The sequence below is a fragment of the Amycolatopsis sp. lyj-108 genome, from assembly GCF_046549005.1.
Taxonomy (GTDB): domain Bacteria; phylum Actinomycetota; class Actinomycetes; order Mycobacteriales; family Pseudonocardiaceae; genus Amycolatopsis.
Genome location: NZ_JAJPWQ010000001.1, coordinates 646,413 through 667,805, shown reverse-complemented (window position 1 = coordinate 667,805; position 21,393 = coordinate 646,413). Strand labels below are relative to the sequence as shown.

Here is a 21,393-nt window from a genome sequence, read left to right as displayed (position 1 = left end):
CACAACAGTGTTGATTTAATGGACGTCATGAGCGATGACATCCTGGCCGTGCTGGCCGCGCAGGAGGAGCGCCTGGTCTTCCGCCGGTTCGACAACGAGACCGCGCTGAAGCTGGGCGCCCACCTCCTCGCGGCGGCACGGGACCGGGCCCTCCCGGTGACGGTGTCCGTGCGCCGCGGCGGCCAGCGGCTGTTCCACGCGGCCCTGCCGGGGACCTCGGCCGACAACGACGCGTGGATCGACCGCAAGAGCCGTGTCGTCGACCGGTACGGCCACAGCTCGTTCCTCGTCGGCGAACAGTTCCGTGCGAAGGGCACGACGTTCGAAGCCGCTTCCCGCCTCGATCCGGACCTGTACGCCGCGCACGGCGGCGTGTTCCCGGTGCTCGTCGAGGGCGTGGGACCGGTCGGCACCGTCGGCGTCTCGGGACTGCCCCAGGCTGACGATCACGCGTTCGTCGTCGAGCAGCTGGAAGCCTTCCTCGCCACACTGTCCTAAGCAGACTTTCCACGGAGTTGTCCACAGGTTGTCCACCTGTGGACGGCTTCGAGTTCTGTTAGGGTGAGGCGTCACATCATATATCAGATCGGACATACCAGTGGTCTCCTCGCGGTTCGACGAGCGGAAACGGCGGCTGTCCGGGGTCGTGGCCATCCCGGTGACCCCGTTCGACGCCGACGGCGCCGTGGCTCCGGAGTCCTACGTGAACTTGGTGGACCGGCTGATCACCGGCGGTGTCGACGTCGTGACTCCGAACGGGAACACCGGCGAGTTCTACGCGCTGGACGAGGCTGAGACGCGTCACTGCCTCGAACTGGCGGTCCAGGCCACGGCGGGGCGGGCGAGTGTGGTCGCCGGTGTCGGGCACGACGTCCGCACGGCGATCGGGGCGGCGCGGCACGCGCGCGAGGCGGGCGCGGAGCTGATCATGATCCATCAGCCGGTGCATCCGTACGTCTCGGCGGAGGGCTGGGTCGAGTACCACCGCGCCATCGCGGTCGCGGTCCCGGAACTGGGCGTCGTGCCGTACGTGCGTGATCCGAAGATCGACGGCGGGCAGCTCGCCAGGCTCGCCGACGCGGCGGAAAACGTGATCGGGGTGAAGTACGCCGTGCCGGATCCGGTTCGTTTCGCTTCGGTGGCACGGGACGCGGGGATCGATCGCTTCGTGTGGATCGCCGGACTGGCGGAGCTCTCGGCGCCGGGCTACTTCGCCGTCGGCGCGACCGGGTTCACGTCGGGGCTGGTGAACGTCGCGCCGTCGATCTCTCTGGAGATGTTCCGCGCACTGCGGGACGGCGACTTCCGCGGCGCGATGGCCTGCTGGGAACGCGTCCGGCCGTTCGAGGAGCTACGGGCCGCGGACGGCAACGCCAACAACGTGAGCGTGGTGAAGGAAGCGTTGGCACAGCTGGGTTTGTGCCGCTCCGATGTCCGGCCGCCGAGCCGCGCGCTGACCGACGTCGAACGCGCGAAAGTCGCCGGGCTGCTTGAGAAGTGGGGCCTTCGCTAGCGGTTTTCGGACCGTGTCCGCACCCACCAGGGGCGGGTGCGGACACGGCGACAGGTCAGAGGTCGTGGCCATCGACGATCGCGGCGTGGCCCTAATGGGCGCCTCGGGGCGCGCTGTAGCGCGGCGGGCGGCTGCTCACCGGACAATGCCGGCGGGACCATGAGCGCGAAGAACGATGTGTCTGGCCGGTGCTCCTGTCTCCGATCGAGTCTCACGACCGGATGGAACCGGGGGAAATTTCCCTCGATGTCTTCGACTGTACGCCGGATCGTGCTGTTTTGGTGAATTGCTTCCGCTCCGCCGTCGTGGGACACTGGAGGCAGGCCACGGAGCGACCGTGGCGTGTTGTGGTACCAGTGCCTTTCTCGGCCGAACCAGACCCCTTCGGTGTTCTGAAACCCGTTGCTGGATTGCCCACTTTCACGAACCAGAACGGTGTGACTCTTCTATGACCTCCACACAGACAAGGCAGGGCAGCGACTTCGCTGAACTGTCCAAATTGGTCAAAGACGCCGGGCTCCTCGACCGACGGCGCAAGTACTACGCGGTGAAGATCGCCTTGAACCTGCTCGCTTTCGCGGGCGGCTGGGTCGCGTTCGCGCATCTCGGGGACTCCTGGTGGCAGCTGTTCCTCGCCGCGTTCTTCGCGATGATGTTCACGCAGCTGTCCTTCATCGGCCACGACGCGGGACACAAACAGATCTTCCGCGGCCGCAAGGCGAACGACGTCACCGGTTTCGTCCACGGTGGACTGACCGGGCTGAGCTACGGCTGGTGGGTCGGCACGCACACCCGCCACCACGCCAATCCGAACCATGAGGACGAGGACCCGGACGTCAACCTCGCCGCGCTCATCTTCACCAAGGGCCAGGGCACCGAACGACGCGGTTTCCTGCGCTGGATGGCGAAATACCAGGCGTTCCTGTTCTTCCCGCTGCTGCTGCTGGAAGGCCTGAACCTGCACGCCTCGAGCGTGACGGCGATCTTCCAGCGCGGCTTCAAACGGCGGAAGCTCGAATCGGCGCTGATACTGGCCCACACCGCCGCGTACCTGACAGCGGTGTTCGTGGTCCTCTCTCCCGGTGTCGGCTTCGCCTTCATCGCCGTGCACCAGTGCCTTTGGGGTGTCTACATGGGCTGCTCGTTCGCCCCGAACCACAAGGGCATGCCGACGCTGTCGGCGGGGCACACGCTCGACTTCCTGCGCAAGCAGGTGCTCACCTCACGCAACGTGCGCGGCGGACCGGTCGTCGATTTCGCGCTCGGCGGGCTCAACTACCAGATCGAGCACCACCTCTTCCCGAGCATGCCGCGGCCGAATCTCAAGCACGCGCAGGTGATCGTGCGGGAGTTCTGCGCGAAGCACGGCATCGACTACGCCCAGTGCGGCTGGGCGGCCTCCTACGGCTACGTGCTCCGGCATCTGCACGAAGTGGGGGCGCCGTTGCGCGCTCAGGCGGTGGCCGCGCGATGACCTCCTCCATCCGCTCCCTCGGCGATGTGGCCGAACCCGCCGCCGACGACCGCTGCCCGAGCTGCCCGCATCCCCTGTCCGCGCACGACGCGATCGCCCGCCGCTTCTGCACCGCGACCGCGGCAGGCGGGTTCAGCCGCGGCTGCACCTGTGCCACGAAACCCGAAACAACCGAATAGAGGATCACCATGAACGCCGATACCGTCCCCGTCTCCCGCTACGAGATGCGGGTCGACACCGTGAAGAAGATCGTCAACGAACACACCGACCTCGGCAACGAGGCCGCGTTCGCGTTGGCCGTGCACATGGTGCGCGCGCTGGACACCGTTCCGGAGCCCGTCCGCTGATCGCTGTGGCCCGGGTTACTCGCGCGTAAACATCGCGTCAGCGAGCCCCCGGAACGCGTCAGGGAGACGTTGCCGAAGCGGCCGTGCCGGGTCGATCGGAGTTGTGCTGAGAGAGCACTGACCGATCGACGCGGAGGTAACCGTGACGCTCAGCGAGCTCCTGCCCAGCCTCGGCTGCGAAGCCGCCGACCACCTCGAACCCGGGGTCTGGCCGCGGAGCACCCGGCTCGGGGACGGCGGGGAACTGCTGTTCGCCGGCGCGCCGGTGTCCCACCTCGCCGCGAGGTTCGGGACACCGGCGTACCTGCTCGACGAGGACGAGGTCCGCCAGAACGCCCGCGCGTACCGCCGGGCGCTGCCGGACGCCGAGGTGGCGTACGCGAGCAAGGCGCTGTGCATCCGCGCCGTCCTGCGCTGGGTCGCCGAAGAAGGACTTTCCCTCGACACCTGCTCGGCGGGCGAGATCGCGGTGGCGCGGTCGGTCGGCTTCCCCGCCGAGCGGATCCTGCTGCACGGCAACGCGAAGACCCCCGAAGACCTCAAGGCGGCGCTGTCCTACGGCGTCCGCCGGATCGTGGTGGACTCGCTCGACGAGATCGAGCAGCTCGGCGCGCTGGCCACCGGCGCGCAGCAGGTGCTGATCCGCGTGACACCCGACGTCGCGGCGGGGACGCACGCGGCGATCACCACCGGCACCGAAGGCCAAAAGTTCGGCTTCTCATTGCGCGAGGAGGTCCGCGACAACCTCGGCCGCGCCGTCTCCGCGGTGCTCGCGCAACCCGGACTCCGCCTGGCCGGTCTGCACTGCCACATCGGTTCGCAGGTGTCCCGGGTCGATTTCTACGAACTGGCCGCCCGCAAGATGATCGCGGTGCTGGTCGCACTCCGCGAAACCCACGGCATCACCCTGCGCGAACTGGATCTCGGCGGCGGGCACGCCGTGCGCTATCTGCCCGGCGACACGGGTTTCGACATCGACGGTTATGTACGGCGTCTGCGTGTCGCGCTCGCTTACGAATGCGCTTCGCACGGTTTCCCGCTGCCGAAACTGACGATCGAACCGGGCCGCGCGATCGTCGGCCCGGCGGGGATCACCGTGTACCGGGTCTGCGCGGTGAAACGCGGTTCGCGCACCTTCGTCGCCGTCGACGGTGGGATGAGCGACAACGCGCGGCCCGCGCTCTACGGCGCGGCGTACACCGCGCGCTTGATCGGCAGGCGCAGCCGGGCCGCACGGCGGCCGATGACGGTGGTCGGACGGCACTGTGAATCGGGCGACGTCCTCGCCGACGGGCTCTCGCTCCCCGACGACGTCCACCCCGGCGATCTGCTCGCCGTTCCGTGCACCGGTGCCTATCACCACTCGCTCGCGTCGAATTACAACCTCGTCGGCAGGCCCCCGGTGGTCGGTGTCTCCCGCGGTGCGGCGACCCTGCTCGTACGCCGCGAAACCGAGGAAGACCTGCTGAAACGCGACCTGGGCTGACGCGCCGTCCGAAAACCTCGGCACCCGGCCTGTCACGCGACAGAATCCTCGGCTCCAAGGCGCCGGGAAAGAGAATCGCGACAAACAACTTAACGGCGGTAGCATTCTGGACATTGATCGATACGCTGCGCGACAAGAATCGCATGCCGAAACAAAGGGAGGGACGGCATGGGTGACGAACCACGCGCGCAGATGGAGCAGCGCACGCCTAGAGGTTTGGACCATACCGATCGCACTCTGATCGCTCTACTGCAAGTCGACGGGCGGGCCTCGTTCACGGCCTTGGCCAAGGCCGTCGGACTGTCGGAGGGTGCCGTGCGGCAGCGCGTCCAGCGACTGCTGCGGGACGAGACGATGCAGATCGTCGCGGTCACGGATCCGGCGAACGTCGGGCTCGGCCGTCAGGCGATGGTCGGGATCAAGGTCCATGGCGATCCGCGAGCGGTCTCCGACCAGCTCTCCGGATTGCCGGACGTCCATTACGTCGTGCTGACCGCGGGAGGCTACGACCTGCTCGCCGAGGTCGCCTGCAGGGACGACGAACACCTCTTGAGTGTGCTGAACGACGACATCCGGCCCATACCGGGTGTCGTCAGCACTGAAACACTGGTCTACCTGAAACTGGCAAAACAGACATACGCCTGGGGAAACCTGACCAAGTAGGCCGGGGCCGCCGCGCATCGGACCGGCGGCGGCCTGAAGGGGACTTTCCCCGCGTCTCATGCGCTGAAAGTCCCCTTCGCCTGGCTGGGGCTTCGGGTTCTGCCGAGGTGGCGTGCCGGTCGCTTGACCGGTGTCCCCAATGCGGCATTGGGGACACCTGGCCCGCGCCGAACCCCGGACCACGAAACCTCACTCACGACCCCGTGACCACGGGCTCGCGGGCACCCGATTCAAGGACCGAAGGCGCAATGAAAGGTCCCTTCCTTGCAAATTTTGCAAGGAAGGGACCTTTCATTGCACTCCCGGAGGGGCTAGACACAGCGCAGGTACGCGTCCGGCGTCCGCCGCCGCGTGTCGAGCCCGCGCAGCACGGCGGGCAGCGCCCCGCTGTACAAGACCCCGAGCCGCTGCGTCGCCCGCGTCAGCGCGACGTACAGTTCCGCCTCGCCGCTCGGGCCGTCCGCGAGGATCCGCTCCGGCTCCACCACCAGTACCGCGTCGTACTCCAGCCCCTTCGTGGCGGACGGCGGGATCGCGCCCGGCACGCCCGGCGGCCCGATCACGACCGAAGTCCCCTCACGCCCCGATTCCTCGCGGGTGAACTCGGCGACCGCCTCTTCGATGTCCATTTCGGACAGTCGGCGCGCCCACGGCCGCACGCCGCAAGAACGCACCGAGTCCGGCGGAACGGCGTCCGGCGCGAAACTCGCCAGCAGCGAGGCCGCCACCGTCATGATCTCCGACGGCGTCCGGTAGTTGACGATCAGTTTCCGATACACCCATCGGTCGGCGACGTACCGCGACAGCATCGCGTCCCACGATCGCGCGCCGGACGGCGACCGCCGCTGCGCGAGATCCCCGACGACGGTGAACGACCGGCTGGGACAGCGCCGCATCAGCACCCGCCAGTCCATTTCGGACAGTTCCTGTGCCTCGTCGACCACGACGTGGCCATAGGTCCACTCCCGGTCTGCGGCGGCGCGTTCGGCCAGATCCCGTTCGTCGCGTTCGGCGAACCGGTCCGCCAGCTCCTCCGCCATCAGCACGTCCGTCGGCCGGAGCGCGAATTCGTAGTCGTCGTGGTCGTCCTCGACCTCGACGATCTCCAGCACCCGCTCGGCGTATTCCTTCCGTGCCAGCCGCTCCCGTTCCGCCGCCCGGCGTTCGGCGGTGCGGTCCCTGCCGAGCAGTTCGACGGCTTCGTCCAGCAGCGGCACGTCGGACACCGTCCACGCGTCGGCGTCCTCGCGGAACAGCGCCGGATCGGCCCCCGCCGCCCGCAACCGCTCCGGAGAGGCGTAGAGGTCGGCGAGCAGCCGCTGTGGCGTCAGCACCGGCCAGAGGCGGTCGAGCACCGCGCGGAGCTCCTCGCTGGCTTCCAGGTCGCGCCGGGCGTTCTTCAGCAGCTCCGGACGCGTGTGCTCGTCGCCGGACGGCAGCCAGCCCGCGCCGAGCCGGTCGACCGCGCGGGTGGCGAGCGCGGCGATCACCTCCCGGTCGAAGACGGGCCGCGCCTCGTTGTGCAGCAGGCCGCTTTCCCTGGCCACCGCACGCGCGGCGGCCGCGACCTCGGCGTCCACCGGCACGGTGACGTCGTCGAGTTCGATCGGCTCGGCCTCGGCCGGTAGTTCCTGCCGGTCCGCCACCGCCGCCGAAAGCACGTCCAGGATCGCCAGCGAACCCTTCAGCCGCTGCACCGGCGGCGGATCCTCGCGTTCGGCGCGCAGACCGGCGACGAGGTCACCAGGCGTCGCGAAGACGACGCTGGTCTCGCCGAGCGACGGCAGGACCCGGCCGATGTGATCGAGGAAGCCGCTGCTCGGCCCGACCACGAGCACGCCGCGGCGTTCCATGCGCTCCCGTTTCGTGTACAGCAGGTACGCCACCCGGTGCAGTGCCACCGCCGTCTTCCCGGTGCCGGGGCCACCCTCCACGACGACGACGCCCGCGTGGTCCAGCCGGATGATCTCGTCCTGCTCGGCCTGGATCGTCGCGACGATGTCCCGCATCCCCTCGCCGCGCGGCGCGTTGACCGCGGCCAGCAGTGCGACGTCACCCCGTTCGCCCGCCGATTCCGGACGGCCGAAGACCTCGTCGGTGAAGTCGAGGACGTCACGTCCGAGGGTGCGGAATTGACGGCGCCGGGACATTCCTTCCGGGGACGCGCCCGTCGCGCAGTAAAACGCGCGCGACGCCGGCGCCCGCCAGTCCAGCACCAGCGGTTCGTAGTCGTTCTCCTCGTCGAAAAGGCCGATCCGGCCGACATACCTCCGTTCTCCCGAAAGGGCGTCCAAACGGCCGAAACAAAGGCCCTCGTCGGCGATCTTCAGCCTGGCCATCTCGCTCGCCTTGGCGCCGACGGACACCTCACGGTCGGAAAGCGCGAAGCCTTCTCCCCGCAGCGCACCGGCATACGCCTCCCTCACCCGCGCGCGTTCGGTGTCCAGCCGTCCGTAGAGCGACGCGACATACTGCCGTTCGGACCGCAATTCCTCGTCGTACCCCTGATTTGACAAGTTCCCCTCACAGCGGTTAGACTGACAACACATTCGGCGTACCGATCAGCATTCTTGATTGGGCGCCGATTTTCTATTGTCCACCGCTTGTCAAGAGGGGCCCGGTATTCCACCGGAAACGACGGTGCGCGATAATGGGGACGAAGATCCACCATTACCGCGCACCATCCGGAGCACTCAGCCGAGCATGAACTCGCGCGGGTCGAGCGCCCTCCCCACCACACGGACGTCGCCGAGCCAGCCGTGGAACGCCTGCTCGACGATCGAGTCGTAGGCGTAGGCGCCGATCAGCCAAGAGCCGCCGGGGTTCGCGATCCCCGTGGCAGGCGTCTTCGGATTCCGCAGCACAGGGCAGCCGTCGACGTAGAGCGTCGTCCGCCTGCCGTCGTTGACGGCCGCGACGTGCGTCCACTCCTGCAACGCCAGTTCGTGGCTCCAGCAGGTGGAAATCCCGTTCTGGTTCACCGGGAACACCGCCCACTGGAACGCCGCACCGTCCGAAAGGGACAGTGTGGCCGACGGCTCGCCGGGGTCGTCACCGGTTTTGCCCGCCTTGCCGCCGGAACCCTGCCTGCCGAAGATCGCGGCCCAGGAGTGCTTGCCGTCCTTGAAATCCGCGGGCAGTTTCACGAACGCCTCGACGGTGTAGCCGCGGGCGAACGTCTCCGCGTTCATCGGCGCGGAGTCCGCCGTGCGCAGATACCCGCCGCGAGCCGGTTTCTTGCCGCCGTCGAAACGAAGGCTCGACCTCGACGGCTGCCGCCCGGAGAACTCGCCGGAGAACCGCAGCGCCTCGGGAGCGCTGCCGGGCAGGGTCACCCGGACCAGATCGTTGCCACGGCCCGAAAGGTCCCGGACACCGTCTACGGGCGCGCCGTCACGGCCTTCGAACCGCCAGTAGGCCACGGTCCCGCGGATCAGCTGCCGTTCGGCGGGCCGCGCGGGCGGGACCGGGACCGGCGCGAAACCGGCGAACCTCGACTCGAAGTCGACCTCCAGGCTGAAGTAGTCCGCCGGGCCGGTGCGTTCGATCTCCCGCCGTTGCAGTTCGTTCAGTCGTGGCGCCTGGTCCGCCAGCCACGGCGAGAACGTGCGGACGTCGATCACGTTCCGCGCCAGGTCGAACCGGTAGAGCCGGATCATCGCGCTGCCGCCGTAGTAGCGGTCCTGGTAGTTGGTGATGTGCAGATGGACGTCGTTGCCCGCGTTGTTCCGCTTCACCGCGCGGCCCGGCGGCCAGAAGTGCCCGTTGAGGGTCAGGAAGATCTGGTCGTTCCCGGCGATCAGCTCGTCCCAGACCCGCTGCCCGAACTCCGAGAACTGAGCCTGTCCGGCCTCGTCGGCCCATACCAATTCATGGATGGTCAGAATGGCCGGAAGCCGCGGGTTCCGCGCGAGCACCGACCGCGCCCACTCCAGCCCGCCGGCCGACGGCCTCCAGTCGAGCGCGAGCAGCAGCCACTCACGCCCGCCGGCACGGAAGACGTGGTGGCTGTTGTAGCCGTCCGGGCTCGCGCCGCGGAAGGTCCGCGAACCCCGTTGCCGCTGCGGACCGAACGCGTCCAGATACGGCGTGCGGCCACGCTGGTCGTCGGTCGAGGACTTGATGTCGTGGTTGCCCGCCAGCGTGCTGTACGGGAACCGGCGCCGGTCCAGGTGCTGGAACGACCGGCTGATCTGGTCGAACTCGCCCGGCTGCCCGTTCTCGGTGAGGTCGCCGAGATGCGCCAGGAAGACGATGTTCTCGTCGCCGCCGGTGACGTACCGCAGCGTGGCGTCCAACGGCGCGGGATCGCCGCGGTCGGCGTCGAAGAGGTACTGGGTGTCGGGCAGGACCGCGAGGGTGAAGCGGCCGTCTTCGGCGTCCGGGCCGTGGTGGCCGAAGGTCGCCGAAGCCGCTGGGGCACCGAGTGCCGGCAACGCGGACACCGCCGCACCGGCGCCGAGCAGGCCCGCACCGCGCAGGAAGGTCCGTCTGGAGGAGTCGTTCACGGCCGCAACCTACGGTCGCGGAGGCAACGCGTCCCGAACCGCGGGTGAACACTTGCCCCGCTCGGTAGCTTCGTCACATGGGGAACGTCAAACGCTGGCCCGTGCTCGCGGGGGTCGGTGTGGTGGTGACCGCGGCGGCCTGGTGGATCGTGGACGAGATGCCGACGGTGGACGACGCCGTCGCGCGGGAGGCGCTGCCGCCGATCGATCGGCATGTGCGCGCGCTCGCCGGTTCCGGCGGCCCGGAAATCCGCTGGGTGTGCACGCAGAAGGTGATCGAGACCCGGCCGGACGGCGAGCGGGTCAAGATCGGCCTGGTCGCGAGCTGCGACGAGGTCGCGAAAGAGGGCGGCGAGCTCGTCACGCGCAGCGGATTCCGCCGCCGGGCGATGGTCTACCGCGTCGAACGCACTCCCGACGGGTACCGCGTGCTAGACCGGGAACTCGCGAAGGACGGTGCCGGCTATTCGCCCTCGGTCAAGGAGATGTTCTCGTGGGTCGGCGCCCGCCGGGTGCTCGACGGCGCTAGCCCGGACGAACCGAAGTCGGTGTCGGCCGCCGCGTTCGGCCTGCCGGCCGGAACCCCGGTGCGCACCGGCCGGTGATCAGTCGCCGTTGCGGTCGATCTTCTTCGGCACCACGAACCACATGACGACGAACAGCACCGCCGACACCACGCCGAAGATCGTCATCGAGATCGGGCCGTAGACGACCTTGGCGATGAGCGCGACGGTCGTGGTGATGGCGGCCGCGAGGCAGCCGAGCCCGACGAGGACCGAACGGTTGCCGACGGTGAGGATCCGCTCACGGTTGCCGGTGCGGAACAACAGCCGATGCCATGCGGCGGGCGCCGTCAGCAGCACCGTCGAACAGACCGTGAGCAGGACCGCCGTCAGGTGGACGGCTTTCTCGAACCCGCTCGCCGCGTGGAACTCGTCGGTGAACACCACCGTGAGCAGGAAACCGAAGAGGATCTGAACGCCCGCCTGCGCGACCCGCAGCTCCTGCAGGAGCTCACTGACGTTGCGGGTCAGGCGTTCGTTCTTCGTCTCGCCGGTGTGCTCGACCATGTGGTGGCTCCAGGACCATCGGTTGACGCCTGACCTTCTCGTGCCAGCCGAGAGATGTCACTGACACGACCACTACGGCGAGGCCCAGCCACTGAGTACCCGACAAATCGGCGTTCAAGCACAATACGCCGATGATGGCGGCCGTGACGGGGAACGCCAGCTCGGCCAGCGTCGCCCTGGCCGCGGGCGTCGACCGCAGGCCAACGTAGTAGAGGCTCAGCGCCAGCAGGCCGGGGACCAGCGCGAGCAACGCGAGCCCGAGCGCGTTGTCCCAGCCGACCGCGAACTCGCCGCCCTGAAAGGCCACGATGCCCGCCGCCACCGGGAGCCCGACGGTGAACCGCAGGGTGGTGACCTCCTTCGGCGCCAGTTCGGTGGAGAGCAGCCGTCCGAGCACCGTGCCCGCCGCCCACAACGCGGCCGCGCCGATCGCCAGCAGCGCCGCCTTCGCCGCGGCGAGCTGGATGTTCAGCGGATCCTTGAACGCCAGCAGCCAAGCGCCCAGCAGCGCCGGGACCGCGAAGAAGGCGTATCCCGGGCGGACCCGCTCACGGAGTACGAAATATGCCGCCAGAACGGCGAACACCGGCTGGAGCTTCTGCAGCACCAACGGCGTCACCGGGTCGCCCAGTTTGAAGGCCGCGGTGAACATCGCCGTCGCCAGCGCGGAGGAGCCGCCGCCGATCGCGAGCACGGCAAGCCATTCCCGCGGCCCGCATCGGCGCAACGCCCGGAAGGCGCCGGGGATCAACGGGCTCAGCACGAGCACCACGAGCAGGTGCTCCCAGAAGACGACCGTGGCCGCCGGGAGCGCCTCGGCGAGCGGAAGCCTCAGAAGCCCGTCGGTGCCCCAAAGAGCGGCGGCGACCGCGACCAGCCAAGTTCGATCCGGAGGGTTGGTACTCACTTTTCCTGCCCATAGTTTGAGAATGATCGCCCGACGGAGTGACCGCTCTGGCGTGTCCGATTCGGGCGGACTAGGCAGGGGGCATGCGCCCCATCCCCACACTCGCCCTCGTCCTGTCCGCGGCCGCAGTGGCCCTGACCGCCGGCGCCGGGCCGGCCACCGCCGTCCCCGGCTCCCGCGTCCACGTGATCACCGCCAAGAGCGGCCTCACGATCTACAAACCCGAACTGGTGCCGCCCGGCGCCCGCGCGCACGTCTTCGGGTTGACGTCCAAGGCCTACGGCACCTCGACCGCGGTCCTCGTGACCGGCCTGCTGCCCAACCGCGAATACGGCGCCCACGCGCACACGAAGCCGTGCGGTGCCACCGGAGACCTCGCCGGCCCGCACTACCAGAACGTCGAAGACCCGGTGAAGCCGTCGGTGGATCCGGCCTACGCCAACCCCCGCAACGAGATCTGGCTCGATCTCACCACCGACGCCACCGGCCGCGGCGCCGCCGTGTCCAAAGTGGACTGGACGTTCACCGATCGGCGCGCGAACTCCATCGTGATCCACGAAACGCATACGCACACCCACCCGGGTCACGCCGGGACCGCGGGCGCCAGGCTGGCCTGTGTGACCGTCGGCTTCTAGCGGCGCTTCTTAAAACCCCCAGGTGCGTTCGGGCCGGATCCTGATCCGGGCGCCGTACTCCTTGTCGAACTTCGCGATGTCGTAGTCGATCGCCGGGTAGTGCTTCTCGTACTTTTCGAGATAGCCCGGCTGCTCGGAGGGGAGGCCGTCCGGCAGGATCTCGGCCCTGCCACCGATCACCAGGATCGAGCCGCCGTGCTCGTCGCTGTTGAAGTGGAGGCTGACCTCGGGGTTGGCCTCGATGTGCCGGGTCTTCGCCGTGTCCGGCTGACTGAAGACGATGATGTCGTCACCGTCGAGTACGAACCACACCGGGCGGGGCGAAGGGCGTCCCTTCGGGCTGATCGTGGTCAGCCAGGCGACGTATTCCTTCGCCCGCTCGGCGAGCCGCGGGTCGGGTCGGTAGCTCATGCCCGACCCAACCACGACCCACCGACATTTCTTCCTCGTCCGCTCAGCGGGACGCGACGAGTTTCGCGTAGCGCGTCCCGGCGCCGAGCAACACCAGACCGGCGAGGAGGAAGGCGGCGACCCTGGCGAGACCGTCGAGCGCGGAGAGGTCGAACAGCACCAGCTTCAACACGGCCGCCCCGACCAGCACGAATCCGATCACCCGCAGGCTGACCGCGGAGATGCCGCGGATGAGCAGCACCAGCGCGGCGACCGTCCAGGACACCGTGATCACCACGTGGCCGACCAGGAAACCAGAGCGGCCCGGGACGGCCAGCAGCGCGCCGCACAGCACCATCGCGCCCGCGCCGTAGAGCCCGCAGACCCCGGCGAGGAGCCACGGCACCACGTTCTCCGACGCGGCTTTGAACAGCCCGAGCCGATGCGCGACCCACGGAAGCGTGATCGAGACCGCCAGGATCGCGACGGCCACCAGCAAGGAGGCGGCGAGGTCGGCGTCCGGCCGGTTCCGGATCAGGAAGAACAGCGTCGGCGGGACGTCGAAGGCAAACGCGATCATGCCGCCGATGACGGCGAAGCCCAGCCCGCCGAAGAGCGCCACGTGCTTCTTCGTCCACAGCGCGACCAGTGCCAGCAGAACGCCTTCGCCGATGAGGATCGCCGAACGGGCACTGCCGTCGAACAGCGTCATCGTCGTCTGCAGGGCCGCCAAAAGCCCGGCGGCGCCCGCGAGGTCACCCGTCCAGCCGTCGAGCCACTGCCCGGCCGCCCACACCCCGAGCAGCACCAGCGCCACCGACGCGGTGACGAGCACGGCCGGCGTCTTCGGCAGGAACAACGCGGCGAGCAACGACGGCGCCGGCGCGACGGCCAGCAGGGCGAGCGCGGCGGCGTCCCCCGGCCGCTTGGCCGTGACGATCAGGGCCAGCGCGAGCGCGACGCCTCCCGCGGCCAGCGCGGCCGCGGTGTTGGCCGTGCTGCCACCGAAACCGGTGAACGCCGTGCTGAAGACCGACGCGACCAGCGGTGGGATCCCGGCCGCGACCGCGACCGACGGCCACGACTGGCGCAGCTGCACCGGCGTCGAAGCGACCTGGACCACCAGCAGGAACGCGACCAGTTGCGGGGTGAAACCCTGCGTGATGATCGGCGCGCAGACCACACAGCCGAGCACGACGGCCGTCGCGAGCAGCGAAGACTTCCACCGCACGGCCAGCAGCAACCCGCCGACCGCGATCAGGAGCCCGATCGCGAGACCGGCGTAGGCAGGGAGGTACTCGTACATCGTCGTCGCGGCGATGGCGTCGAGGTACAACGCCCCGATCCCGGTCGCGGCGAGCGCGAACGCCCCCGTGCGGCCCGCCGGCGTGCGGTGCAGGCGAAGCCCGATCCCGACCAGCACCGCGCCGAGCACAGCGCCCCCGAGCACCCGCGGCAACGGGCCGAACCAGCCACGCTGGATCGCGAGCACGAGGAACAGCACGACACCCAGCAGCGTGACCGCGCCACCGATCCAGGCCAGCAGCCTGCTGCCGGCGCCTTCCTTGCTCAACTTCTCGCCGAGCGTGACCTTCGGGGCAGGCTGATACGGGCGGTAGGGCTGCTGCGGCGCGTGCTGCTGCCGGTACTGCTGTTGCTGCCACTGCGCGTACTGGGCCTGCTGGTATTGCTGCTGGTATTGCTGCTGGTAGTGGGCGTACTGCGGGTGCTGGTACTGGGGGTGGGGGTACGGCTGCTGCGGCACTTGGGGCTGCGGCTGGGGCTGCCCGGCTTGCGGCTGGGCCTGCTCAGCCTGCGGTGCCTGCTGCTCCGCTTGCGGTGCCTGCTGCTCGGGCTGCTCTTGGGCAGCCTGCCCAGGCGCCTCTTCGCGCGTCGGCTCCGCTCCTGATCGGACGGTCCGCAGCTCCGTACCGACCCGCGCGAGGCGGGCCCCAAGGTCGTCGATCTCCCCGGCGAGCCTGAGGAGCACATCCCCATCGGTGGTCATGGCGATCAGCATGCGGCCTGAGACCCGCCGATGGATCCGTAGCACTACTCAATCGTGATGACGATGTGGTCGCGACCTGCAAGATCATCGCGAGCGAGCCCACGCCCGGAGCGCCCGCAGAAGGTCGATGTACCGGAAGCCCGGCCAGTTGGCGTCGCAGAAGTACAGCTGGGAATCCTTCGCCTGCCAAAGCAGGAATCCGGACAGCCGGACCTCGCCGCTCGTCCGGATGATCAGGTCCGGATCGGGACTGCCCACCGTGTACAGATGCGCGGACAGGGCGTCCACGGAAACGGTTTCCGCGATCTCCACAAGGGACTTGCCGTCCGCCGCCCCTTCGAGCACGAGATCGCGTACGGCGTCGACGATCTCCTCGCGGCTTCCGTACCCGATGGCGAGAGTCAGCTCAGGCCCCGTCGCGCCGCGAGTGTCCTCTTCGGCCCGCTTCAGCACTTCGGCCGTGGACGACGGCAGCATGTCGAGACGCCCCACAGGCACGACACGCCAGTTCGCACCCGGCGCGGTGAGCCGGTCACGGACGACGTCCTCGATCACCTGCATCAGGAAGGCCATCGCGGGCGACGCACGCTTCGTCAGATTGTCGACCGAAGCGAGGTACACCGTCACGTGCCCGATGCCGAGGCCTTCGCACCACGTCATCAACCGCGCGATGTGCCGGGCGCCGTGCCGATGCCCTTCGCGGACGTCCTCGAACCCCATCTGGCGAGCCCAGCGGCGGTTGCCGTCGATGATCACGCCGACGTGCCGCGGTAGCGGGCCTCGGCGGAGACCGGCGCGGAGCCGTCGCGCGTAGAGGTCGCCGAGTCTGGTCCGGACGCTCATGGAGGCGAAGCTACCGAAAGAGAACGTTCTTCACTCCGGCCGAGTGGTCCACAGCGCGCTGATCGGGAGACAAGCGAGGTTCTCTCCGAAGGGAAGCTGCTGGTCGCCGCAATAGAGGACGAAACCGGCACGAAACCGGTCACCCAGCCGGCGTTGCAGAACCCGGATCGAGCGAAAATCGTCGGTCCGGACGGTTTCCGCGGCCTTCACTTCGATAGCCACCACCAGACCGGCGTTGTCCTCCAGCACCGCATCGACCTCGTAGCCGTCGCGGTCACGATAGTGATGCAGACGAGGCATCGTCTGGCTCCACGTGATCTGGCGGGCTAGTTCGCCGATGACGAAGGTTTCGACCAGTCCGCCGGTCGTGGCGTCGTTGGTGACGCCGGAGACGAGGTGCCCTGCCAGCCCCACGTCGTTGAACACCAGCTTCGGCGTGGCGACCGCCCGTGTCGTCGCGTTCGCCGACCACGCCGGAATCAATCGGATGAGGTAGATCAGCTCGAGGAGTCCTACGTAATCACGGACAGTCGACGCGGGGAGAGCCAGATCCGATGAAAGCCGGCTGTAGTTGAGCAAGCCGCCGGACTGCGCCGCGAGCGTTCCGATCAATCGCCGCATATCGGAGATGCGTTGGATGTCCGCGACTTGGTGCACGTCCCGGCTCATGATGTCGTCGAGATACGACCTGAAAAACTGAGCACGCCGCCGGGGCGTTTCACGACGAACGGCTTCGGGGTATCCACCACGAGTGGCAAGAGCCAGATAGTCGCGGCGGCGCAAGGTCGAGGATGCTGCTCGCAGCCGGCTGCCGTGCTCGAACGCGGCGTCGACGAAACCATCGGGCTCGCCAGTGATTTCCCCCTGCGACAAGGGGAACAGTTCGATCGTCTCCGAGCGTCCCGGCAGGGAATCAGGAAGTTGGCTCAAGCCGAGCAGCCGTGCCGAGCCGGTCAACAGGAACCGCCCCGGACGCGGGTCTCGGTCCACTATGTGCTTGATGGTCAGCCACAGTTCCGGAACCCGCTGGACCTCATCGATGAGCATGGCCCCCGGCGCGTCCAGAAATGCCACTGGATCCGCAGCGGCCGAAGCCCTGGTCCGCGGATCATCCAGGTATCGCCGCACGCCAGCAGGGTGGTCACGCAAACACAGTTCAGCAAGGGTGCTTTTACCCGTTTGACGTGCTCCGTTAAGGATGACGACACGCGTGTCGCCGAGCGCCTCCACGACCATGTCAGCCGCTCTGCGCGGAAGGTAGCCGTCAGCTCTGTGCACGGCTCGACCCGTGCAGCGTCCGTGGATCTGCCGATACACATGTCGCTGATCTGCCGAAGAATCTGTCGCTGATCTGCCGATGAGTAGCCCGCGCATCTGCCGACTCAAGACCGCTCGTGGGCGTCCCAGATGGACTCATCGGCCGTCCGGCACCGGATCTTTAGTCTGGAGTGACCGCGATTCCGGCGAGGCAGCCCCTGTCGACCCGCCTCGCCAACGACGGCGGAGTCGCGCCTTGTCTGGACGCTCATGAAGGCGAAGCTGCCGAAATCCGGTGATGCGCGGCGGCAACGAGCGGACCGTGCTCATCCCATCTCGGGAGATGCCCAGCCCGGCCTTGACGACTGCGTCTCCCCGCCTCTGGACAGGCTCACTGTCGCCGCCAGGCGGCAACGCGCGGCGTGGATCCTAGAACTGGGCGAGGTCTTCGCCGTCGACATTTTCAAGGAATGCGAAGGCGTCCTCGGGAAAGGATGGTGGAGGAAGTGAAGACCTACCACGCCGAAGTCACTCGCGATGGAAGGTTCTGGCTGATCCGGGTCCGCGAGATCGATCGCTCGACCCAGGCTCTCCGCTACAAGGACGTTGTGACGATGGCCAACGAGCTCATCGAAATCATGGACGGTGCCGAAGACGAGTACGACCTGCACCTCGAGGTGCACCTGCCGAGTTCCGTGAAGGACCATCAAGCCCGCGCCGAAGTCCTGCGCGAAGAGGCTCAGCGCAAGCAGGCCGAAGCCGCCGCCGAACACCGGGCGGCAGTTCAAGAACTGCTCGCACTCGGCGTTTCACAACGCGAAGCGGGCAAAGTGCTCGGCATGTCGTTCCAGCGAGTCAGCCAATTGGCGAAGTCGTCCTGACGAGTCCGCTTGTACGGCAGGATCAGCTCACTGGGCCGGGCTCATGAGTTCGATGCTCCGCCACTAAGGTGTTACCCCGATCACGGAGGGTCAGGGGGACATCATGAGTGATGATCAGGAATCCGCAAAGAAGACCGGCTGGGGTCAACTCGGCCATCAATGGATCACCGCGATCGCCGCATTGGTGACCGCGTTGGCCGGGGCCGGTTTCTTCCTCGGCCGCACGAGCGCTCCGGACGCGGAACAGCCGAAGGCAACGACCGTCTCCTCGACTGAGACGGTCACCGTCACCGCGACGCCAGAAGTTCGGCCCGTCGGTGAAGCCCCGACAACAGCACCGCAACCCAAGACCGACGGTGCGGTCTACTGGACCGGCGAGCTCACGTGGGGCAAGTTCAACCTCGACCACAACCCACCGAATTACACCGACGGTGAGTACCTCGCCAGAATTTCGAGCGACTCCTTGTATGTCAAAGGAAATACGATCGTGACGTCCTGGAAGAAGAGCGGACGGCCAGGCAAAGGCGAGTGCGCTTCGGCCGTGGACACGGACGGCTCCAACCAGGTCCAGGTCACTACCGGAAATCAGGTATGCGGGCGCACTGCCGAGGGACGGATCTTCGTCCTTGACGTGGTCGGTGCCGGTAACACCATTCGTACCAAGGTCACCGTCTGGAACAAGTGATCCGAACCGGCAGCCGAGCGGTCGCGTGGTTCTCCGTCGGGCGCGTTCCACCTGCGAGCGACAGGCAGCACACGCCGCAATGGAGGTTTTCAGTCTCTGCGCGCACACGAGCTACGCTTGTGATGTCGCCCGAGCAGGTCCGGACGACGCGGAGTGTGGCGCCGTGGGCATCGCACGAGTCGCAAGGCCAGGTGCACCCGGGGAATACCGGGACCCTGGCCTTACGCATGTCTGAACTGCGCATCACTTCCGAACCGGGTATCGGAATTTCTCCATACTGGCCTGATGAACCCCGGTGAAACGCTCCTCAGCACGTCCCGCACCTTCCAGCTGTGGCGATACGGCGCCGGGCACTCGCAGTTGATCCTCCGGTCCGGGTTCAGGCCGGAGACCGAGCCTGTCGAACTCCACTTCGAGGGCGTCCGGTCAGTGCGCTTCGACAGCCTCACCTTCCCCGAGCTGACCGTGTGGCGAGACGAAGACGAAGTCGTCGAGAACGACAGAGCCCGCTTCTACAACCTGCGGATCGAATTGAGGTCCCCGAAGCACACCGGCGTGATCACCGCCGGTCGTATGACCTGCATCGACGGGACCTACCCCGACGGCACGATCAAATGGTGGGTGACCTCCCCTCGCGGCGAGGCGATCGGCGGCGGAGACCGGCCCACCTGCGAGTGACAGACACCACAGGCGACAATGGAGGACGTGACAGCCACCCTGAGCAAGCCCGTCCTGAAGATCGGCCCCTACGAGGTCGATCCGCCGGTCGTGCTCGCTCCCATGGCGGGCATCACCAACGTCGCGTTCCGGCAGCTGTGCCAGGAGTACGGCGCGGGCATCTACGTCTGCGAGATGATCACCGCCCGCGCGGTGGTCGAGCGCCATCCCGGCACCATGCACATGATGACCTTCGGCGAGAACGAAAAGCCCAGGTCCATGCAGCTTTACGGGGTCGACCCCAAGACGATGGCCGAGGCCGTCCGCATCATCACCGGCGAGGGGCTCGCCGACCACATCGACAGCAACTTCGGCTGCCCGGTGGCGAAGGTGACGCGCAAGGGCGGCGGCGCGGCGTTGCCGTTCAAGCGCAAGCTGTTCGCGGACATCGTGCGCGAGTCGGCGAAGGCCGCGGCCGAGGCGGGCGTGCCGTTCACGGTCAAGTTCCGGGTGGGCATCGACGACGACCATCTCACCTACCTCGACGCCGGGCGGATCGCCGAGGCGGAGGGCGCGGCGGCGGTCAGCCTGCACGCGCGCACGGCCGCGCAGCGCTACTCCGGCCAGGCCGACTGGACGAAGATCGCGGCGCTCAAGGAAGCCGTCACCAGTATCCCGGTGCTCGGCAATGGCGACATTTTCTCCGCCGAGGACGCGTTGCGCATGGTCGACGAGACCGGCTGCGACGGTGTCGTGGTCGGACGCGGTTGCCTGGGCAGGCCGTGGCTGTTCGGCGAACTGGAAGCCGCCTTCGCCGGGCGTCCGCAGCCCACGCCGCCGAATCTCGGCGAGGTCGCGAAAGTCTTGCGCCGCCACACGGAACTACTCGTCGAACACGACGGCCACGACAAGGCGATGCGGGACATCCGCAAGCACATGGCCTGGTACTTCATGGGTTTCCCGGTCGGCTCCGAACTTCGCCGCGGCTTCGCGATGTTGTCCGGTATGGACGAACTCGACGATCTCATCGCCAAGCTCGACCACGACGCCCCGTTCCCCAGCGCCGCCACCGGGCCGCGCGGGCGGCAGGGTTCGCCGGGCAAGGTCACGCTGCCGCACGGCTGGCTCGACGACCCGGACGACGACTGCGTCCCCGAAGCCGAGGACATGCACTCGGGCGGCTGACCGTCCCCGTAAAGTCGGTGTCGTGATCGAGCAGCTGACCATTCCCACCGACGCCGGTTCCTTCGACGCCATCGCGGCGGGCCCCGAAGACGGCCGCCCCGTCCTGTTGCTGCACGGGTTTCCCGAGGCCGCGGTGGAATGGGAGCACCAGGTCGCCACGCTCGGGGTGCTGGGCTATCGCGCGGTGGCACCGGATCAGCGCGGTTACTCGCCGGACGTCCGGCCGGAACAGGCGTCCGAGTACAACATGGATCACCTCGTCGCCGACGTCATCGCGATCGCGGATCGCTTGGGGTGGAACGAATTCGATCTCGTCGGGCACGATTGGGGCGGCGCCGTCGCGTGGTGGACGGCCGATGCGCATCCCGGCAGGCTCCGCAGTCTCGCCGTCATTTCGACGCCGCATCCGGCGGCGCTGGCGGAGGCCATGAAGACCGACGAGGACCAGCACCTCCGTTCGGGGTACATGACCGAATGGCGGCAGACCCGCGTCACCGAACGGCGGATGCTCGAGAACAACGCCGACGCGCTGCGCCGCATGTTCGACTGGAAGCTGCCGCCGAGCAAGGTCGACGAGTACGTCCGGCGGCTGTCCGAACCGGGCGCGCTGACCGCCGCGCTCAATTGGTACCGCGCCGGCCGTCCCGGCGGGAAGATCGGGCCGATCGAGGTTCCGACGCTCTACATCTGGAGCACCGAGGACGCCGCCTTCGGGTCGACGGCCGCGCTCGACACCGCGAACCGGGTCACCGGCCCGTACCGCTTCGAGATGATCGAGGACGCCTCCCACTGGGTGGTGGAAGAGGCGCCCGAGGCCGTCACTTCTTTGCTCGTGGAGCACCTCTCATCCCACTAACAGGGGTAACTCTGGTCGCGGTACCGGT

The 21,393-nt window shown here is 68.0% G+C and carries 22 protein-coding genes; 14 read left to right on the top strand and 8 right to left on the bottom strand.

Translation table 11 applies throughout. The features are described 5' to 3' along the window. Window positions 1-27 precede the first annotated feature (27 nt). From ACLJO0_RS03280 to ACLJO0_RS03250, 7 genes are all read left to right on the top strand, one after another. On the top strand, window positions 28-498 hold the full coding sequence (locus ACLJO0_RS03280; RefSeq protein WP_410576485.1) for a heme-degrading domain-containing protein: 471 nt from the start codon (window positions 28-30) through the stop codon (window positions 496-498). A gap of 100 nt (window positions 499-598) precedes the next feature. Beyond that, the gene (locus tag ACLJO0_RS03275) at window positions 599-1,513 is read left to right on the top strand and encodes a dihydrodipicolinate synthase family protein (protein WP_410576484.1); all 915 of its coding nucleotides are present in this window, start codon (window positions 599-601) and stop codon (window positions 1,511-1,513) included. A 448-nt stretch (window positions 1,514-1,961) separates the two neighbouring features. Next, a complete protein-coding gene (locus ACLJO0_RS03270) occupies window positions 1,962-2,987 on the top strand; it encodes a fatty acid desaturase family protein (RefSeq protein ID WP_410576483.1) in 1,026 nt (341 codons plus the stop codon). Beyond that, on the top strand, window positions 2,984-3,166 hold the full coding sequence (locus ACLJO0_RS03265) for an RGCVC family protein (protein WP_125791040.1): 183 nt from the start codon (window positions 2,984-2,986) through the stop codon (window positions 3,164-3,166). Before ACLJO0_RS03270 ends, ACLJO0_RS03265 begins: the two co-directional genes overlap by 4 nt. 9 nt (window positions 3,167-3,175) lie before the next feature. Next, entirely contained in the window at window positions 3,176-3,334 is a 159-nt protein-coding gene (locus tag ACLJO0_RS03260) for a DUF6307 family protein (protein ID WP_199753951.1), read from the top strand. 142 nt (window positions 3,335-3,476) lie between these two features. Beyond that, complete coding sequence (lysA, locus tag ACLJO0_RS03255) at window positions 3,477-4,820, top strand: diaminopimelate decarboxylase (RefSeq protein ID WP_410576482.1); 1,344 nt, start codon at window positions 3,477-3,479, stop codon at window positions 4,818-4,820. Between the two features lie 168 nt (window positions 4,821-4,988). Continuing rightward, complete coding sequence (locus ACLJO0_RS03250) at window positions 4,989-5,483, top strand: Lrp/AsnC family transcriptional regulator (RefSeq protein WP_410576481.1); 495 nt, start codon at window positions 4,989-4,991, stop codon at window positions 5,481-5,483. A gap of 311 nt (window positions 5,484-5,794) precedes the next feature. Here the strand turns inward: ACLJO0_RS03250 and helR are convergent, their stop codons facing one another. Together helR and ACLJO0_RS03240 are read right to left on the bottom strand one after the other, a co-directional pair. Then, a complete protein-coding gene (gene helR, locus ACLJO0_RS03245) occupies window positions 5,795-7,999 on the bottom strand; it encodes an RNA polymerase recycling motor ATPase HelR (protein WP_410576480.1) in 2,205 nt (734 codons plus the stop codon). A gap of 177 nt (window positions 8,000-8,176) precedes the next feature. Then, window positions 8,177-9,991, bottom strand: a complete 1,815-nt coding sequence (locus ACLJO0_RS03240; RefSeq protein ID WP_410576479.1) for a LamG-like jellyroll fold domain-containing protein — start codon at window positions 9,989-9,991, stop codon at window positions 8,177-8,179. 77 nt (window positions 9,992-10,068) lie between these two features. On the opposite strand from ACLJO0_RS03240, the gene ACLJO0_RS03235 reads away from it, so the two are divergent. Then, the gene (locus ACLJO0_RS03235; protein WP_410576478.1) at window positions 10,069-10,596 is read left to right on the top strand and encodes a hypothetical protein; all 528 of its coding nucleotides are present in this window, start codon (window positions 10,069-10,071) and stop codon (window positions 10,594-10,596) included. On the opposite strand, the gene ACLJO0_RS03230 is transcribed toward ACLJO0_RS03235, so the two are convergent. Then, a complete protein-coding gene (locus ACLJO0_RS03230) occupies window positions 10,597-11,061 on the bottom strand; it encodes a DUF6328 family protein (RefSeq protein ID WP_125791035.1) in 465 nt (154 codons plus the stop codon). Then, window positions 11,006-11,968 carry a DMT family transporter gene (locus tag ACLJO0_RS03225; RefSeq protein WP_410576477.1) on the bottom strand — a complete coding sequence of 321 codons (963 nt, stop codon included), beginning with the start codon at window positions 11,966-11,968 and terminating at the stop codon, window positions 11,006-11,008. Before ACLJO0_RS03225 ends, ACLJO0_RS03230 begins: the two co-directional genes overlap by 56 nt. Before the next feature lie 83 nt (window positions 11,969-12,051). Here ACLJO0_RS03225 and ACLJO0_RS03220 point away from each other — a divergent pair, with 83 nt between their 5' ends. After that, the gene (locus ACLJO0_RS03220) at window positions 12,052-12,603 is read left to right on the top strand and encodes a superoxide dismutase (RefSeq protein WP_410576476.1); all 552 of its coding nucleotides are present in this window, start codon (window positions 12,052-12,054) and stop codon (window positions 12,601-12,603) included. Between the two features lie 9 nt (window positions 12,604-12,612). Here ACLJO0_RS03220 and ACLJO0_RS03215 read toward each other — a convergent pair whose 3' ends face one another. From ACLJO0_RS03215 to ACLJO0_RS03200, 4 genes are all read right to left on the bottom strand, one after another. After that, the gene (locus ACLJO0_RS03215) at window positions 12,613-13,014 is read right to left on the bottom strand and encodes a TIGR03667 family PPOX class F420-dependent oxidoreductase (RefSeq protein ID WP_410576475.1); all 402 of its coding nucleotides are present in this window, start codon (window positions 13,012-13,014) and stop codon (window positions 12,613-12,615) included. Window positions 13,015-13,057: 43 nt separating this feature from the next. Beyond that, window positions 13,058-15,013: a DUF2339 domain-containing protein gene (locus tag ACLJO0_RS03210; RefSeq protein WP_410576474.1), complete on the bottom strand. Its 1,956-nt coding sequence runs from the start codon at window positions 15,011-15,013 to the stop codon at window positions 13,058-13,060. Window positions 15,014-15,085: 72 nt separating this feature from the next. Then, window positions 15,086-15,844: a polyprenyl diphosphate synthase gene (gene uppS, locus ACLJO0_RS03205; protein WP_410576473.1), complete on the bottom strand. Its 759-nt coding sequence runs from the start codon at window positions 15,842-15,844 to the stop codon at window positions 15,086-15,088. 30 nt (window positions 15,845-15,874) lie between these two features. Further along, window positions 15,875-17,080 carry an ATP-binding protein gene (locus tag ACLJO0_RS03200; protein ID WP_410576472.1) on the bottom strand — a complete coding sequence of 402 codons (1,206 nt, stop codon included), beginning with the start codon at window positions 17,078-17,080 and terminating at the stop codon, window positions 15,875-15,877. Window positions 17,081-17,607: 527 nt separating this feature from the next. On the opposite strand from ACLJO0_RS03200, the gene ACLJO0_RS03195 reads away from it, so the two are divergent. The 5 genes from ACLJO0_RS03195 (at window position 17,608) to ACLJO0_RS03175 (ending at window position 21,365) form a co-directional block, all read left to right on the top strand. Next, window positions 17,608-17,982 (top strand): hypothetical protein, encoded by a 375-nt coding sequence (locus tag ACLJO0_RS03195; protein ID WP_410576471.1) that lies wholly within the window; start codon window positions 17,608-17,610, stop codon window positions 17,980-17,982. Between the two features lie 103 nt (window positions 17,983-18,085). Then, entirely contained in the window at window positions 18,086-18,667 is a 582-nt protein-coding gene (locus ACLJO0_RS03190; RefSeq protein WP_410576470.1) for a hypothetical protein, read from the top strand. A 285-nt stretch (window positions 18,668-18,952) separates the two neighbouring features. Beyond that, a complete protein-coding gene (locus ACLJO0_RS03185; protein WP_410576469.1) occupies window positions 18,953-19,345 on the top strand; it encodes a hypothetical protein in 393 nt (130 codons plus the stop codon). 18 nt (window positions 19,346-19,363) lie between these two features. After that, window positions 19,364-20,509, top strand: a complete 1,146-nt coding sequence (gene dusB / locus ACLJO0_RS03180) for a tRNA dihydrouridine synthase DusB (protein WP_125791028.1) — start codon at window positions 19,364-19,366, stop codon at window positions 20,507-20,509. A 22-nt stretch (window positions 20,510-20,531) separates the two neighbouring features. Beyond that, window positions 20,532-21,365, top strand: coding sequence for an alpha/beta fold hydrolase (locus ACLJO0_RS03175; RefSeq protein WP_410576468.1), 834 nt, complete (start codon window positions 20,532-20,534; stop codon window positions 21,363-21,365). Window positions 21,366-21,393 lie beyond the last annotated feature (28 nt).

Coding starts and splice junctions, on each gene's coding strand:
- dusB (WP_125791028.1), top strand. CDS start 19,364: ATGGAGGACGTGACAGCCACCCTGAGCAAGCCCGTCCTGAAGATCGGC.
- ACLJO0_RS03280 (WP_410576485.1), top strand. CDS start 28: ATGAGCGATGACATCCTGGCCGTGCTGGCCGCGCAGGAGGAGCGCCTG.
- ACLJO0_RS03230 (WP_125791035.1), bottom strand. CDS start 11,061: ATGGTCGAGCACACCGGCGAGACGAAGAACGAACGCCTGACCCGCAAC.
- ACLJO0_RS03235 (WP_410576478.1), top strand. CDS start 10,069: ATGGGGAACGTCAAACGCTGGCCCGTGCTCGCGGGGGTCGGTGTGGTG.
- ACLJO0_RS03185 (WP_410576469.1), top strand. CDS start 18,953: ATGAACCCCGGTGAAACGCTCCTCAGCACGTCCCGCACCTTCCAGCTG.
- ACLJO0_RS03265 (WP_125791040.1), top strand. CDS start 2,984: ATGACCTCCTCCATCCGCTCCCTCGGCGATGTGGCCGAACCCGCCGCC.
- ACLJO0_RS03270 (WP_410576483.1), top strand. CDS start 1,962: ATGACCTCCACACAGACAAGGCAGGGCAGCGACTTCGCTGAACTGTCC.
- ACLJO0_RS03250 (WP_410576481.1), top strand. CDS start 4,989: ATGGGTGACGAACCACGCGCGCAGATGGAGCAGCGCACGCCTAGAGGT.
- ACLJO0_RS03260 (WP_199753951.1), top strand. CDS start 3,176: ATGAACGCCGATACCGTCCCCGTCTCCCGCTACGAGATGCGGGTCGAC.
- ACLJO0_RS03190 (WP_410576470.1), top strand. CDS start 18,086: ATGAGTGATGATCAGGAATCCGCAAAGAAGACCGGCTGGGGTCAACTC.
- ACLJO0_RS03215 (WP_410576475.1), bottom strand. CDS start 13,014: ATGAGCTACCGACCCGACCCGCGGCTCGCCGAGCGGGCGAAGGAATAC.
- ACLJO0_RS03220 (WP_410576476.1), top strand. CDS start 12,052: ATGCGCCCCATCCCCACACTCGCCCTCGTCCTGTCCGCGGCCGCAGTG.
- uppS (WP_410576473.1), bottom strand. CDS start 15,844: ATGAGCGTCCGGACCAGACTCGGCGACCTCTACGCGCGACGGCTCCGC.
- ACLJO0_RS03200 (WP_410576472.1), bottom strand. CDS start 17,080: ATGGTCGTGGAGGCGCTCGGCGACACGCGTGTCGTCATCCTTAACGGA.
- ACLJO0_RS03210 (WP_410576474.1), bottom strand. CDS start 15,013: ATGCTGATCGCCATGACCACCGATGGGGATGTGCTCCTCAGGCTCGCC.